Source organism: Rhizobium sp. 22-785-1, assembly GCF_053521965.1.
On record NZ_JBNWDI010000008.1, the window covers coordinates 73,711 to 89,145 of the forward strand.

14 protein-coding genes are annotated in these 15,435 nt (G+C 57.7%); 8 read left to right on the forward strand and 6 right to left on the reverse strand.

From position 1 onward, the window contains the following. Positions 1 to 129: 129 nt before the first annotated feature. On the reverse strand, positions 130 to 2,295 hold the full coding sequence (locus ACQZ5M_RS16405; RefSeq protein WP_296082407.1) for a transglycosylase domain-containing protein: 2,166 nt from the start codon (positions 2,293 to 2,295) through the stop codon (positions 130 to 132). A gap of 183 nt (positions 2,296 to 2,478) precedes the next feature. On the opposite strand from ACQZ5M_RS16405, the gene ACQZ5M_RS16410 reads away from it, so the two are divergent. The 5 genes from ACQZ5M_RS16410 (at position 2,479) to ACQZ5M_RS16430 (ending at position 7,250) form a co-directional block, all read left to right on the forward strand. Next, complete coding sequence (locus ACQZ5M_RS16410) at positions 2,479 to 2,958, forward strand: YcgN family cysteine cluster protein (protein WP_296077686.1); 480 nt, start codon at positions 2,479 to 2,481, stop codon at positions 2,956 to 2,958. 150 nt (positions 2,959 to 3,108) lie between these two features. Further along, complete coding sequence (gene blaOXA / locus ACQZ5M_RS16415) at positions 3,109 to 3,927, forward strand: class D beta-lactamase (protein WP_296082410.1); 819 nt, start codon at positions 3,109 to 3,111, stop codon at positions 3,925 to 3,927. A 179-nt stretch (positions 3,928 to 4,106) separates the two neighbouring features. After that, positions 4,107 to 6,632: a heavy metal translocating P-type ATPase gene (locus tag ACQZ5M_RS16420; RefSeq protein ID WP_449080297.1), complete on the forward strand. Its 2,526-nt coding sequence runs from the start codon at positions 4,107 to 4,109 to the stop codon at positions 6,630 to 6,632. Continuing rightward, on the forward strand, positions 6,629 to 7,057 hold the full coding sequence (cueR, locus tag ACQZ5M_RS16425; protein WP_296082417.1) for a Cu(I)-responsive transcriptional regulator: 429 nt from the start codon (positions 6,629 to 6,631) through the stop codon (positions 7,055 to 7,057). Before ACQZ5M_RS16420 ends, cueR begins: the two co-directional genes overlap by 4 nt. Next, the gene (locus tag ACQZ5M_RS16430; RefSeq protein ID WP_296082418.1) at positions 7,050 to 7,250 is read left to right on the forward strand and encodes a heavy-metal-associated domain-containing protein; all 201 of its coding nucleotides are present in this window, start codon (positions 7,050 to 7,052) and stop codon (positions 7,248 to 7,250) included. The genes cueR and ACQZ5M_RS16430 overlap by 8 nt, the downstream gene beginning before the upstream one ends. Before the next feature lie 38 nt (positions 7,251 to 7,288). On the opposite strand, the gene ACQZ5M_RS16435 is transcribed toward ACQZ5M_RS16430, so the two are convergent. From ACQZ5M_RS16435 to ACQZ5M_RS16445, 3 genes are all read right to left on the reverse strand, one after another. Continuing rightward, the gene (locus tag ACQZ5M_RS16435) at positions 7,289 to 7,537 is read right to left on the reverse strand and encodes a hypothetical protein (RefSeq protein WP_296100827.1); all 249 of its coding nucleotides are present in this window, start codon (positions 7,535 to 7,537) and stop codon (positions 7,289 to 7,291) included. A 29-nt stretch (positions 7,538 to 7,566) separates the two neighbouring features. After that, positions 7,567 to 7,737, reverse strand: a complete 171-nt coding sequence (locus ACQZ5M_RS16440; RefSeq protein ID WP_296015574.1) for a hypothetical protein — start codon at positions 7,735 to 7,737, stop codon at positions 7,567 to 7,569. Positions 7,738 to 7,799: 62 nt separating this feature from the next. Next, positions 7,800 to 9,515: a GH32 C-terminal domain-containing protein gene (locus ACQZ5M_RS16445; protein WP_296077678.1), complete on the reverse strand. Its 1,716-nt coding sequence runs from the start codon at positions 9,513 to 9,515 to the stop codon at positions 7,800 to 7,802. A 294-nt stretch (positions 9,516 to 9,809) separates the two neighbouring features. Between ACQZ5M_RS16445 and ACQZ5M_RS16450 the strand changes: the two genes are divergently transcribed. The 3 genes from ACQZ5M_RS16450 (at position 9,810) to ACQZ5M_RS16460 (ending at position 13,106) form a co-directional block, all read left to right on the forward strand. Next, positions 9,810 to 11,270, forward strand: coding sequence for a protein adenylyltransferase SelO (locus ACQZ5M_RS16450; RefSeq protein WP_449080348.1), 1,461 nt, complete (start codon positions 9,810 to 9,812; stop codon positions 11,268 to 11,270). A 122-nt stretch (positions 11,271 to 11,392) separates the two neighbouring features. After that, entirely contained in the window at positions 11,393 to 12,313 is a 921-nt protein-coding gene (locus ACQZ5M_RS16455; protein WP_449080298.1) for a dihydrodipicolinate synthase family protein, read from the forward strand. 55 nt (positions 12,314 to 12,368) lie between these two features. Continuing rightward, positions 12,369 to 13,106 (forward strand): polysaccharide deacetylase family protein, encoded by a 738-nt coding sequence (locus ACQZ5M_RS16460; protein ID WP_449080299.1) that lies wholly within the window; start codon positions 12,369 to 12,371, stop codon positions 13,104 to 13,106. Between the two features lie 22 nt (positions 13,107 to 13,128). Here the strand turns inward: ACQZ5M_RS16460 and ACQZ5M_RS16465 are convergent, their stop codons facing one another. Continuing rightward, positions 13,129 to 14,295 carry an AI-2E family transporter gene (locus ACQZ5M_RS16465; protein ID WP_449080300.1) on the reverse strand — a complete coding sequence of 389 codons (1,167 nt, stop codon included), beginning with the start codon at positions 14,293 to 14,295 and terminating at the stop codon, positions 13,129 to 13,131. A 100-nt stretch (positions 14,296 to 14,395) separates the two neighbouring features. Then, complete coding sequence (locus ACQZ5M_RS16470) at positions 14,396 to 15,256, reverse strand: VOC family protein (RefSeq protein WP_449080301.1); 861 nt, start codon at positions 15,254 to 15,256, stop codon at positions 14,396 to 14,398. Positions 15,257 to 15,435: the final 179 nt, after the last annotated feature.

A 15,435-nucleotide genomic window follows, 5' to 3' on the forward strand; every position in this document is an offset into this window, starting at 1 on the left:
TCGCGATGCGACTTCAAGCAGGACAAGGCATGAAGCGCGTGAGCGAATACATCACGACCTGCTTAAAGACTTTCGCATCCCCCGATTGGGCCGCGGTGTGACATTGCTTCTTCAGGTGTGACCGGCACACTAGTTTCCGGCTTCGGCCACCTTTTGCGGCGTAAGAGTAGGGGCCGAGGCCTCTTTCAGCTGCTTGCCAACCGCCCGTAGAATTCGCGTGGCTTCGGCCGAAAGAGAGCGAGGGCGAGTAAGCGCCGGAAGCGCGCTTGCATCGGAGGAAGCAATCTGCGCCCCATTCGCGCCGGGTTGCGGGCGAGAGCCCGTCGGCAGCGGGTTCTGGATGCCTGGGATAGGGCGCAGTTCCATGCCCTGGTGGGCGTAGTCCATCAGCCGCTTGAAGGTCATGGCGGGAAGGGCGCCGCCTGTCATGTTGTTCATTGACGTAAAGTCGTCATTTCCGAACCACACAGCTGTCGTGTAGTTGCCGGTAAAGCCGACATACCAGGCATCGCGATAGGCCTGTGACGTGCCGGTCTTGCCGCCGGAGACGATGCCGTTGTCCAGCGCGCCGCGCCGTGCGGTGCCTTCCACCGGAATGGTCACCAGCATGCGGTTCATCTTGGACGTCGCCTCTTCTGAAAGCACGCGATGCGCAGGCGGCTCGTCGCGGTCGAAGTCGTAGAGCACCTTGCCTTCATAATCGAGAACCTGCTCGATTCCATGGCGGCGCGACTGCATGCCATTGGCCGGGAAGACGGCGTAGCCCGTAGCCTGATCCAGCACCGTCAATTCTGAGGTACCAAGCGGAATGGTCTTGTCGCTGCGAAGCGGCGTTGCAACGCCCATGGCTTTTGCCGTGTCGACGATGATCTGCGTGCCAAGCACATCCTTGGCAAGACGCACCGGTACGGTGTTGTAGGATTTCGCCAGTGCGGTCTGCAGCGTTACCTTGCCGGCATAGGAGCGGCCGTAATTCTGCGGCGACCAGCCGCGCCATGTGACCGGCGCATCGGAGATCAGCGTCTCCGGCTTGTAGCCCTTTTCCATGGCGGCGGAGTAGGTATAGACCTTGAATGACGATCCCGGTTGGCGAAGGGCCGCTGTCGCGCGGTTGAACTGGCTTTCGCCATAGTCCCGACCACCGACCATGGCGCGGATGCCACCGCCATTTTCGATCATCACCATTGCGCCCTGCTTGACCTTATAGCCTTCGCCGAATTCGCGAAGACTGCCTTCCATCGCCTGCTCTGCAGCCTGTTGCAGGCCGGTATCGATTGTGGTGCGGACCACGACCGTATGGTCCTTGATCTTGCCGTCCTTGGCCAGACGCTGCACCTCGTCAAAAGCCCAGTCGAGGAAGTAATCGGGTGCCTGCACCTCTTCGCGGTCGATGACGGTTGCAGGGTTGCGACGTGCGCCAACGACCTGACCTTCAGTCATCAATCCGCCCTGGACGAGGTTGGAAAGAACCGTGTTGGCGCGTGCGCGTGCCGCCGGCAGGTTGACATGCGGCGCGTACTTTGCCGGAGCTTTGAACAGGCCGGCGAGGATGGCGGATTCCGCCAGTGTCACATCCGTCAGGTTCTTGCCGAAATAGAATTGTGCCGCTGCTGCTGCACCAAAGGTGCCGCCGCCCATATAGGCGCGGTCGAGATAGAGCGCGAGGATTTCCTTCTTCGACATATTGGCTTCCAGCCACAATGCCAGAAAGGCCTCCTTGATCTTGCGCTCCAGTGATCGTTCATTGGTAAGAAACAGGTTCTTGGCAAGCTGCTGCGTCAGCGTTGAGCCACCCTGAACGACGCCGCCTGCACGGGCATTCTCGCTCATGGCGCGGGCAAGGCCAATGAAGTCGATGCCGAAATGGTCGAAGAAGCGACGGTCTTCGGTCGCCAGAACAGCCTTGATAAAGTGATCCGGCATCTGGTCGATCGGAACGGAATCTTCATGAATGATGCCGCGATGGCCGATGGTGTTGCCGTAGCGATCAAGGAAAGTCACGGCAAAGTCGCCGCGATAGCGCCAGTCCTTCTTGGTTTCCTCGAAGGCGGGCAGGGCAAGTGCCAACAGAACGACGGACCCAGCCGTGCCGACGGTCAGCGCGTTGCAGGTCATGTTGACGACAAATTTCTTCCATCCGCGCACATGCAGCTTGCGGGAGGCGATCGTCACTTCTTCCCAGAAATCGAATGCGCGAGATGCAGCAGTCCACAGGCTGGAATCGATCCATGAATCGATCCGAAGCAGAATATGGCGTTTACGGCGCGCCGGCTTCTTGTTGTTGTCTTCCTGCACCTGAAACGTATTCCTGTTCGATGTGGCGAGCGAACGCTTGACGCGGTAACCTTGCGCGGGTCATTCCTCACCACCACTCCGCCGGATTTAAGAATTATCTTATAATCGGGCCAATGGCGATAAGACAAAACGGGCTTTTCTATTTGAGGCCCGACGATGCAAAATGAAACGGAAATCTTAACGATGAGTGACGCGCCGTTCTGGAAAACCAAATCGCTGGCGCAAATGAGTAACAGCGAGTGGGAGAGCCTGTGCGATGGCTGTGGCCTTTGCTGTCTCAACAAACTGGAAGACTGGGATACGGGCGAGGTGGTGTTCACATCCGTCGCCTGCCAGCTTCTGGATGGCACAAGCTGTCGCTGCTCCGACTACGACAACCGGCGCGCCACAGTACCGGACTGCATCCAGCTCGATCTCAAGCTGGTGGATGAAATTGGCTGGCTGCCACCGACCTGCGCCTACGCTCTAGTACGCGACGGACACGATCTCTATTGGTGGCATCACCTGGTTTCGGGCGATCCTGAAACGGTGCATGTCGCGGGTATCTCTGCGCGTGATCGCACGATCAACGAGAAGGACGTCGATGTAGAAGACTTCGAAGACTATGTGGTGGATTGGCCGTTGACGGTGGGCGAGCGTCCGGAAGCGCAGAAACCACGTTGAGCGTAGGGAGCCGGACGCTGAGGTCTCTTCCTGCGCGCACGCACGCTCCGTCCTATTCCTGCCGCATCCCCTCTGTATTGCGCTAGCTTCTCTTTTCTACCCGTTCCCGGTTATGGTTATGATGCTTTGCCGGACAACCAAGGACCCCGCATGCGCCATAGCCTAGCGCTTCTTCTTCCGATCTGCCTTATTGCAGCGGTTTTCGAGCCGGCGCGTGCTCAAGTCGTGCAGCAGCCATTCGAGTGTACGCTCGTGACATCGGTGGAAACCGGCGCAGTCATCAATCAACAGGGCGCCTGTGACCGGCGGGTTTCTCCCGCATCCACTTTCAAGGTCCCGTTGGCACTGATCGGTTACGATGCAGGTATTTTACAGGATGAGTTCAACCCTGCGTGGGATTGGCAGCAGGGAATGGAGGCAGCCCCTCAGGAGCGCAAGAAGGTCGATCCCACAACATGGCAGAAGGAGGGGATCCGCTGGTACTCGCGCGAGATCACCAGTCGCCTCGGCCAGGAGAAGTTTGCGTCTTACGTCCGGCGGCTTGGCTTCGGCAATGGCGACGTTGCAGGTGAACCGGGCAAGGACAACGGCATGACGGATGCGTGGGTCGGCACATCACTGGAAATCTCGCCGGTAGAGCAAGTGGGTTTCATGCGCCGTCTACTGGCCAATAACCTGCCATTTTCGCGCGATGCACAGAATAAGACAAAGGCTATCGTACCGGTATTCGATGGCGCGGAAGCCTGGAGTGCGCATGGCACGACGGGCACCGGCAATTTGAAGGGGCCGGATGGCAAGCCCGATCCTAACCGGCCCTTCGGCTGGTTCGTCGGCTGGGCGGAGCGGGAGGGCCAGCATATCGTCTTCGTTCGCCTGCGTGTCGGCGACAAGCCCTCCGATCAGCCCATGGGGCAGGTGGTGCGCGCAGAATTTCTCCGCGATATCCAGCGCTACGCGACACACCGGTAGGACGCCTGGCCCAAGGCAGAGCTAACCCGTCGGGGCCTTATCCAATAGCCTCATCACAAAAGACTGTTTTCTCCCTTGACCTTCCCATAATGGGAAGCCCTAGATTGGTGCTGCGCCGGTTGGAAACAACCCCTGTTTTGCCCGCGACGCTTGAGCCAATGCCTCGAAAGGGGAGTGCGATGAACAAGACCGTGAGACAGAACCAGTTGCAGGAGCCTCTGTCCATTCCAGTGGATGGCATGACCTGCGCGTCCTGTGTTCGACGTGTGGAAACCGCAGCAGCGAAGGTTCCGGGTGTCGCTTCGAGCTCCGTCAACTTCGCAACGAAGAAGCTGACGGTGGAGCCCGCAGAAGGTTTTTCTGCCCGGACTTTGGCTGCCGCGGTGAAAAAGATCGGTTATGAAATCGAGCCCGAGCGGCACGAATTCTTTGTCGATGGCGTAGAAGGTAGCGAAGAAGCCCAGCGTCTGAAAGGCGAGCTCGAAGCGTTGGCAACCATCGTCAATGCGGATGTCGATGCCGACGGTAAGGTCGTTGTGCAAACAATGGGCGGCCCGCATCAACGTCATCTGCTGATCGAAACCATACGGGCTGCTGGCTTTACGCTCTCCGCCAACAAAGACGCACACGGCGACCATTCCCATTCGATCGGCTCTGCGCACGATCATAATCACCACTTAGGTGACGAAGCGACATTGAAGCGCGACACGACGATCGCCGCCGTGCTGACTGCGCCGCTCTTCGTGCTCGAAATGGGCGGGCATGTGTATCCCCCGATGCACCACTGGCTGATGGGTGTCATCGACACGCAAAACCTTTATTATTTCTATTTCCTTCTGGCGACAGCGGTTGTCTTCGGACCAGGTCGGCGCTTCCTGAGGAGTGGCTTTCCGGCCCTGGCTCATGGTGCGCCGGAGATGAACTCGCTCGTCGCGCTCGGCGTCAGCGCGGCCTATCTCTATTCTATCGTCACGACATTTGCCCCCGACCTGCTGCCGGAAAATGCCCGGCATGTCTATTACGAAGCGGCTACCGTCATCGTTACGCTCATCCTTGTCGGCCGATTGCTTGAAGCGCGTGCCAGCGGCAAAACCGGTGATGCAATCCGCAAGCTTGCCAGCCTTCAAGCCAAGGCTGCGCGAGTAGAGCGTGGCGGCGAGACGAGTCAGATCGCGGTAGAAGAGGTTCGGGAAGGCGATATTGTTGTTATCCGTCCCGGAGAGCGACTACCGGTGGACGGGGAGGTCATCGAAGGTCATTCCTATGTGGATGAATCGATGATTTCCGGCGAGCCGGTTCCGGTTGAAAAAGTCGCAGGCGCTTGCGTCGTGGGAGGCACGATCAACAAGACCGGCGCGTTCAAATATCGGGCGACGAAGGTCGGTGCCGACATGATGCTGTCCCAGATCATCCGGCTGGTGGAGCACGCTCAGGGGTCGAAGCTACCCATCCAGCTTCTTGTAGACCGGGTAACGGCACTTTTCGTGCCCGCCGTCATTGCCATCGCAGTGCTGACCTTCATTATATGGGCGATCTTTGGTCCAGATCCCGCTTATACCTTCGCTCTGATCGATGCCGTTGCTGTGCTCATCATAGCCTGTCCCTGCGCCATGGGCCTTGCAACACCCACCTCCATCATGGTGGGCACCGGGCGGGCAGCGGAACTCGGCGTGCTATTCCGCAAAGGGGAAGCGCTTCAGCAGTTGCGCAGCGCGGATATCGTGGTGGTCGACAAGACCGGCACTGTCACCAAGGGTCGGCCTGAGTTGACCGACCTGATTGTAGCAAATGGGTTTGACGAAAAAGACGTCCTGCAAATGGTCGCTGCGGTCGAAGCCCATTCCGAACACCCTATTGCCGAAGCAATCACCCGTGCAGCCAAAGAACAGGTTACGATCCCTGCAAGGCTTAAGCCACTGGATGTTCGAAATTTCGAGAGCGTGACCGGCTACGGTATCAGCGCCGTTGTGGACGGCTGCAAGGTGGAGATCGGTGCGGATCGATATATGGAGAGGTTCGGCCTGTCCGTCACACCGTTCACTGAAGCCGCACATAGCCTTGCCAGGCAGGGTAAAACGCCTCTTTATGCTGCAATCGATGGTGTTTTGGCAGCGGTGATCGCTGTCGCCGATCCTTTGAAACCTTCAAGTGCCAATGCCATCAAGACCCTTCACGGCATGGGGGTCGAGGTCGTCATGGTCACCGGCGACAATGAAGCCACGGCGAATGCTGTCGCTGCTGGAGTTGGAATCGGCAAGGTCGTCGCGGGCGTGCTGCCCGAGGGTAAGGTGAAGGCGATCCACGACCTCCGTGCGCAGGGCAAGGTGCTCGCCTTCATAGGTGACGGCATCAACGATGCACCCGCGCTTGCCGAAGCCGATATCGGCATCGCCATCGGCACCGGAACGGATATCGCCATCGAGAGTGCCGATGTGGTGCTGGTCGGCGGCGATCTGATGGGCGTTGTTCACGCGATCGAAATGAGTAACGCTACGATGCGCAACATTCGACAGAACCTATTCTGGGCGTTTGGCTATAACGTCGTTCTCATCCCGCTTGCGGCAGGCGCCCTTTATCCGGCTTTCGGCATTACATTGTCGCCGATGATCGGAGCGGGAGCAATGGCTCTCTCATCCGTCTTCGTTGTCGCTAATGCGCTGCGCCTTAAAGGCGCCCGTGTCTCAAGCGGAAAGGACCGGTCGTGAATATCGGTGAAGCCTCCCAGGCCTCCGGCGTTTCTGCCAAGATGATCCGCTATTACGAGCAGATCGGCCTGATCTCTCCCGCCACGCGCGGAGATAACAACTATCGGCTCTACGGCGAACAGGAGGTGCATAATCTGCGCTTCATCAAACGCGCGAGAACTTTAGGGTTTTCGCTGGAGGAAACTCAGGCACTCCTGAAGCTGTGGCAGGACAAGGAGCGGGAAAGCTCTGCGGTCAAGGACATAGCGTTGGCGCACATCTCCGATCTTGAGCGCAAAATAGACGAGATGAAGAGCATGGTGAAGACGCTGTCTCATCTTGCACACTGCTGCGGAGGCGACCACCGCCCCGACTGCCCGATATTGGACGATCTGGCAGGAGCCAGTTTATCAGTGCAAACCACAGAAAGGACAAATCATGACTAGGGCCACGTTCAACGTTGCGGACATGACATGCGCGCATTGCGAGAAGACCATTCGGGGCGCCTTATCGGAGGCTATGCCGGGGGTCGGCGTCAGTGTCGACCTGGCGTCTCACACTGTGATCGTTGAGGAAGACGGTGAGAAAGCTATGGCGGCGATGGAGGAAGTTGGGTACAGCCCGAAGCGCATTGGTTGATCGGCTCCGGGCGGTTTTATTCTAGCCCTGTAGGCAGGTTAAACCTCGTCGAAAGCGCCGCCTTCGCGAGACGGGTTGCGATCGATGACCCGCTCCTCCATGTCGTCTGGCAGCGCCTCATCACTCTCCTGATAGGGATCGTCTTCGGTTTCGAGCTCGGCATCCTGAATGTCGTGCTCAAGCTTCTGCGGGATTTCTCCCTTGGCCGGAAGCTCCTCGACATCGATGCCTGTTACGGCCTGATCCAATGCATCTTCACTTTCCAGAAGCGGGGCTCGCGGGTCCATGGTATTCCTCCGTTTTAAAGCGTGTCTTTTTACGACTGGACGGTAGCAATCAGAATTGCCGCCATATAGATGACGAAAGCCATGATGCCGATACCGACGACCGCCAGGACGATACCTTTGCCCGCCCGGCGCTTCTCGCCTTTGTTCTCATTAGGCTGAGTTGGGAAGTGAACGGGGTCGGTTTCCTGAATCCGCGTCATCATAAGTCTCCTTTTGATAGGCTCGTTCAGGAAAGACGTGAGCTCGACAAAGGTTCCTGAATTTACTGTTTCAGGCTCCAGATAGTGGCGTGCGACACCACGCCTTCGCTCGTTTTCAGATGTGCCGCTCGCACCGGTTTGAAGCTCGCGATACGTTTGGTGCCGACGTAACGCCCTTTGTCGGCGAACACCTCGATGGAGCCATAGTCGATGAAGATGCGCAGCCTGTAGGGTCGAGCGCCCTCAGCAAGATATCGGGGCTTCGTCCCATCTCGACCGTCTTCATGGCGAATCCAAAGGCCTCTTTCGTCGCTGACCACTCCAAGACGCACATCCGGATGATCGAGTTCCAACTCGAACGGCAGGCCGGGCTTGTTCAGTTCGAACAGCAACTCGACGGCGCCCGTCGACAGGTCGACACGCTCGCCCGCTGCCAGCCTTGTCCGGTCGAGAATGCGGTGTCGCAGGCTTTCCGCAGCGCCGATCGGGGGTGTGAGAAGCGCACCGTTGGAAAAATGCATCCGCCTTGGCAAGGTCATGGCGGTGGGAAAGTCGATCTCCGGTGTGGCATCCGCCCAGTTCGCCAGCCAACCGATGCCGACGATGCTGTCACCATCGAGAAAGGCCTGGAAGGCATAATTGTCAGTGCCGAAGTCCAGTTCCTGGCCGAACTCCTTGGTAAAGGTCTTGCCGTCGAACCAGCCAACATCGGCCATAGTGAGGTTCTTGCGCCCCGTCGCGGGGTCTTCCGAATGCATCAGTCCATAGGTCAGTACCCAGCGGGTCGAGCGGGCATTGGCGGGTCCATCCAGCGGAAGAAGACAGGGGCACTCGATAGCGGTGGTCTTGTAGCGCGTTTCCACCCACAGCTTGCCCACATAAGTCCAGCCGGAGGCGGCTGTCGGATCCTGTGTTTCGTAAAGGAGAATGACGCCGCCGCTATCGCTCTGGCTTCCGAGCAGCATCTTCCATTTGCCGTCCGGACCACGCAGCACGTAGGGATCGCGAAAGTCCGGCGTCAATCCCTGTCCGTCGGGACGGTTGCCCAAAATGACCTGCGCCTGACCCGCCGTGATCAGATCGGAGGAGGTTGCTGTCAGCTGAATCTGTTGTTCAGGAATGCGATCTTGAACCTGTTCGGTAAAGAAGACGCGGATGCCCGTTCCTTCAACCAGAGGGATTGTCGAGCCCGAGAAAGCGCCACCGCGCTTGTCTGGCCTGGTGGTCAGGTCCTCCGATGGGAACAGAAAGATCGGCAGGTGCCGCCACCGCAGATAATCGGAAGAGATCGCGTGACCCCAATGCATGGTGTTCCAGCGCAGCCCGTGGGAGTAGTGCTGGTAGAAAAGATGCGGATGCCCTTCAAAGCGGCCAAAGCCGTTCGGATCGTTCATCCAGCCGAAGGGCGGGCGGAAGTGGTAACTGTCGGGCAAATCCGGTGGCGCATTGTCAGGCTTGGTATGGACGACGGTGATGCCCGTTTCCAGCACATCGGACGCGATGAACCAGTAGATCACCGAAACAGCTGTCGTCATCGTGTCGTAGCTGATATCGACCCGCCCGCCTCCGAAGACGTGGTAAATGCGAAAGCTGTACTCTTCCAAATTGGAGGACGAAACTTCGCCGAACTTGCCATTGGCGTTGGAAAACGAAACCGCGCCCGGATCTTCCGGTTTCTTCGCCTTGAGCCAGACATGAAAAATGGCATTGACGGGAAGATCGGTGTGAATGGTGCGGATTGCGCTTTCGCTTTCGGCAGGAGCAGCGATGTCATTCATTCCAATATCCTTCCTGTACCAAATCAGCCTCAATCATAGGAATGAAAATGGCAGGGTAAAGTTCACTGGCCGAAACGGGGCGACGGGGCATCAGCAGGGGGCGGGCACTCTGATTTCTCGGTGTCAGCCGCCAAAATTTCTCTTGGTGTGGACCAAGAAACAGCTCAATTTGACGGGCATTTTCCCGAAGACGCCGACACCAGGTGCTTACAAAAGGTCTTGAACCGCGTCGACCACGACACTGGCAAAAGCGGCACCCAGACACAATATAAGGGCAAAGGGAGCAAGCCTGTGATCCAATTCGACAATTCCTATGCCCGTCTGCCTGAACGTTTCAGTGCTGCGGTTCTTCCGACGCCGGTCAAGGCGCCGCGGCTTATCGCGTTCAATCGCGCCTTGGCGGAAGAACTCGGGATCGATTTGGATGGTGTGGACGATGAGCGTCTGGCTGCAATCTTCTCCGGTAATGCGGTGCCTCAGGGCGCCGAGCCGTTGGCCATGGCCTATGCCGGACACCAGTTCGGCAATTTCGTGCCCCAGTTGGGCGACGGCCGTGCCGTTCTTCTGGGTGAGGTCTTGGACCGAAAGGGCGGGCGGCGTGATATCCAGTTGAAAGGTTCCGGCCCAACGCGCTTCTCTCGCAGAGGCGATGGACGTGCGGCTCTTGGACCTGTCCTGCGTGAGTATATCGTGTCAGAGGCTATGTTTGCGCTCGGCATTCCCGCTACGCGGGCGCTTGCTGCTGTGACGACCGGCGAGCGTGTCCAGCGTGAGATCGGGCTTCCCGGTGGCGTATTTACCCGGGTGGCGGCAAGCCATGTGCGCGTCGGGACCTTCCAGTTCTTTGCAGCGCGGGAAGACGCCGAAGGGTTGAAAACACTGGCGGACCACGTCATCGATCGGCATTATCCAGAAGCACGCCAGGCTGAAAGGCCTTATCTTGCCATGTTGCAGGCGATCGCCGAACGGCAGTGCGATCTCGTCTGCCGGTGGCTCATGGTAGGCTTCATCCATGGCGTGATGAACACGGACAATATGGCCGTGTCCGGCGAGACGATCGATTTCGGCCCCTGTGCCTTCATGGATGAGTATCATCCCAACAAGGTGTTTTCCTCGATAGATGCCCAGGGGCGCTATGCCTACAACAACCAGCCAGGCATAGCCCAATGGAATATCGCACGGCTTGCCGAGTGCCTCCTACCGCTTCTGGATGAAGATCAGGACAAGGCCGTCGATCTTGCAAACAGCGTGCTTGCCGATTTTGCCAAGGCTTTTCCAAAGCGCTGGCTTGCCGGTATTCGCGCCAAGCTCGGTCTAGCGAGCGAGGCAGAGGGCGATGAGCAACTGGTTCAGGATCTGTTGGCACTAATGCAGCGTTCCGAGGTGGACTACACCTTGACCTTCCGCAGCCTTTGCAGTGCAGCGCAAGGTAAAGCGGAGGCCTTCCGTGGCATGTTTATCGACATTGCCGCCGCTGATGAATGGCTGAAACGCTGGCAAGCGCGTTCTGCTCAGGAGGGGCGTTCTGGCGATGAGCAGGCTAAAGCCATGCGTGCTGTCAACCCTGCCGTCATTCCGCGCAATCATCGCATCGAGGAAGTCATCGCAGCGGCCGTAGAGGATGACGATTTTGAGCCGTTCCATGAAATGGTGAAGGCGATCGCGCGCCCTTTCGAGGAGCGACCCGACTACGCCGTCTACATGCAGGCCCCGATGAACCACGAGCGGGTCTTCCGTACATTCTGCGGAACCTAAGCAGACATCCAAAGCGACAGTTGCTGATCGGCAACGATATCTCAGTGATTTCAAATCGTTATTGTCGTTTTATCGTTTGCCCCCTAATCCTGTCCAAAGAGGGATTTCAGGGGTGACTTCACATGAGCAGCAGGTTTCACGGACTTTCGGCATTTCCGTTGACGCCAGCAGATGAAAATGGCAGAGTAGATGTCGAGGCGCTATCTCGTCTCATCGAGCGACTGGATGCGGCGGGTGTTGATTCCATAGGCCTCCTGGGGAGCACCGGCAGTTACGCCTATCTTAGTCGTGAGGAACGATTGCGTGCGGTTCAGGCCGCTGTCGAGTGCCTGAGTGGCAGGCGCACGCTGATGGTAGGCGCAGGCGCACTGCGTACCGATCAGTCTCTCGCCCTGGCGCAAGATGCGGAGAAGGCCGGCGCAAACGCGCTTCTGTTAGCGCCTGTCTCATACACGCCGTTGACGCAGGAGGAAGCCTATCATCACTTCGCAGCGGTCGCCGGTTCAACCGCGCTGCCGCTCTGCGTCTATAACAACCCATCCACCACACACTTTACTTTCGGCGAAGAACTGTTGGTGAAGCTCGCTTATATTCCAACCATTCGTTCTGTGAAGATGCCGCTTCCAGCCGATCTGCATATCAAGGCGGAACTGGAACGACTGCGTTCTCGACTGAGAGACGATTTCGCCATCGGCTACAGCGGCGACTGGGGCTGCGCCGATGCCGTGCTGCAGGGCGCGGATAGCTGGTATAGCGTCATCGGCGGGCTGTTGCCTGCGCCGACGCAACGGCTTTACACTGCGGCGAAGGCGGGGGATAAAGCGGAAGTCCAACGATTGCAGGCGTTTTTCGATCCGCTGTGGACGCTCTACAAGTCCTTCGGTAGCTATCGCGTCACTTACTCGGCTGCAAACCTGCTGTCGCTAACCCATCACCAGCCGCCACTGCCCATCATGCCGCTTGGCGTCAGCGATACCCAGCGTGTAGAGGAAGCGCTGGCAAAGCTCGCCGAACTCGACGCGCTGCCAGCCGCAACGCCATAATTCTGGCGTTTTACAAGCGGCATTGCCGATGAGATTTCGATGGAAAGTATGTGAGATGATAAAGCCCATTGCTCTTGCCGCTATGTTCGCGACGGTCGCCATTCCTGCTTTCGCCGGGACCGGGCTTCTGGAGCCGAGCCTTAAGATGCACGGCGAGAAGCTTCAGACCAAAGGTGCTCCCATTCGAGTGGCAATCACTCTCGATGCCTGCATGGGCAAAACGGATTTTCGCATTCTCAATACGTTGGTTCAGGAAAAAATCCCTGCGACCATTTTCGTCACAGCCCGTTGGCTGAAACACAATAGCGATGCGCTGGCGATTTTGTTGGCGCATCCCGATCTGTTCGAAATCGAAAACCACGGCGAAAACCACATTCCTGCAGTCGATAAGCCAGTGTCGATCTATGGCATTGCCGCAGCCGGTTCCGAGCAAGCCGTGGTTCAGGAGGTCGAGGGCGGCAGGCAGGCCATCGTCGCTTCGACCGGCAGGCAGCCGCAATGGTTTCGTGGGGCCACGGCAAAATACACCACCACGTCCATGACGACGATTAATAGGATGGGTGAACGCGTCGCCGGCTATTCTATCAACGGCGATGGCGGCTCCTTGCTCGGCGCGACGGCCACCTCAAAGCACATTGCTTCCGCCAAGGATGGTGACGTGGTAATCTCCCACATCAACCAGCCGACGCATGAGGCAGGCGAGGGTGTGGTTAAAGGCCTGATGGCACTAAAAGCGCGCGGAGTGACATTCGTCAGGCTGGACGATCCAGCCTTCAATACGCCCTCCAACTGATCGGATCAGTCTGGATAGCGCACTACGCCGGAAGGTTTGGCACGACCCGACGCGACGGAAAGAGTTCGCGGGCGATGGTCATCCCGATCAGGGATAGAGGAAGTGCCAGCATTGCGCCTGCTGCTCCCCACATCCATGTCCAGAAAATGATCGCCACGAAAACCAGGAATGGATTGATTTCCATATTCTTGCCGACCACTGCAGGAAATACCAGATTTTCCATCAGAAGATGGATGGTGAAGAAAACGATAGACGGAAGCAGTCCCAGGAAAAGGCTGTCATGGGTGATGATACCTGCGACGGCGAGTGACAGCGTCATCGCCGTGATGCCAAGAAAGGGCACGAAGCTAGACAGAAAGGCAAAGAGCCCCCAAAGGAATGGCATGGGAAGGCCGCCCAGAAAGGCGATCACCACCATAGACACGCCTAGAGCGGCATAAAGCAGGGACGCAGTGGTAAAATAGGAACTCAGCACCGTTTCGATCGAGGCGATCGTGCGGATGGTTCGCAATCGCTGATGGCGCTGCGGAAAGGCCATAATGACGGCTTTACGCAGTCGTAGCCGGCTGTAGAGGAAGAGCAGAAGCGCTGCGAAAAAGATCAAGCCCTGAATGATGGCAGGGGTGAGGTTAGCCCCCACGACCGAAATGATTTCGCCACTGCGTGACATCAACGATTCCATCGACATATTGCCCAAGCTGAACGTCGATGCAGTGATGTTGATAAAACGCCAGCCCTGTAGATAGGGGAGAAATCGGTTGAGTGTTCGCTCGAGAAGTTCAGGCCCTTCGCTTGCTAGCGACGAAAGAGGGCCGACAAGTGAGTTGATGACGAGAAAAAGAACGAGTGCCACCGCGGAAGACAAGAGGAGCGCGACTGCGAACCCCGGGATGCCGTAGGAGCCGAGCTTCTCTGCCGCAACGCCAAGTATCATGCCGACGACGATCGCCATGACGATGGGGATGAGGACCAGCGAAAGCATGTGGATCACGCTCATCAGCACGATGACGAAGAGACCGACGACGGACCAGGCGACCGCGACATCGAGCGCTTCACGTCCAAGCGGCTGCTGGCTGCGCGCGTCGTCCTGAGCAGTCGCGAGCGCGCTCTTGAGGGCGGGATCGCGATTCTGCTCGACCGTTGGCGGCTCCGTTTTCTTTTTCTTACGGCTAAAAACGTGACTGTTCATGTTCCCGACCCCTCGTGATGAGCTATAACTCATCGTTAAGAGCGCAGTTCCAGTGTCGCTAAAATATGCCAGAGAGGATATGAGATCCAGCCTTGTTCAGTCAGGCCGAGAGCTTCAAACCGATACCCCACGGGTCCTTCACGGCAATCCCATCGTCCTGGCGTTCGGATGGGATTTCCAGGCGATCCAATGCGGAGAGGGCCTTATCCAGCGTAGCTTGCTCGTTGAATTTCAGGGAATAACCTGAAAGGCCGGTCATGTTGCTCTTACGCGCTTCAGCACCTCTGCTATTCCATATATTGGCCGCGACGTGATGATGATAGGCGCCGTAGCCGAAGAAACTTGCGCCCGGATAACGGGCCATGATCTTCAGTCCCAGAACGTCCTGGTAGAAAGCATCCGCCTGCGGCAGTGCGCCGACCTGAAGGTGAATATGGCCGATGGCCGTTCCCTCCATTGCCTGTGTGAACTGAGTTTTGGGCGCGCTTTCGTAAAGCGCCTGGAGGTCCAGCCTGTTCGTCGCCATCTGCACCGTGCCCGCTTCCTGATAGTTCCACTCGTCTGGATGGCGATCGCGATAGACCTCGATGCCGTTTCCTTCAGGATCGGAAAGATAGATCGCCTCGCTGACGAGATGATCCGACGCGCCCTCGAGCGGGACGCCGTTTTGCGCTACATGGGCAAGCCACTGGGCAAGATCGTTTCGGCTCGGGAGCAAAAAGGCGGTGTGAAACAGTCCCGCTGCGGTGGCCGGAGCTTTTTCAGCGTTTCTCGAGGTTGTGAGAGTAAGGAGCGGCAGACCATTGACGCCTAGAACGACGCCGCTTGCGCTCTGCTCAATCACCGAAAGGCCGATAATCTTTTTATAGAACCCTGACACTTGCGCAAGGTCCTTCACAACCAAATGCGCCTGGCCCACATAGCCTGGGCGCGTGAAGGCAAATTGCTTCTCTGTGTTCATTGGCAAATCTCCCTGTCGTTTGCTCATATTGCGAGCCCGTTGCCGTCAATATGCTGCGAAGAGATCGTTCGCGAAAGCTCATCGATTGGCGATAAACTGTCTAATAATCGTTGACGGTAAGTCTTGCCGACTTGACGTCCGTTATGGCTGGCTGCGGTGTAAGGGGCTATCATTCCGGT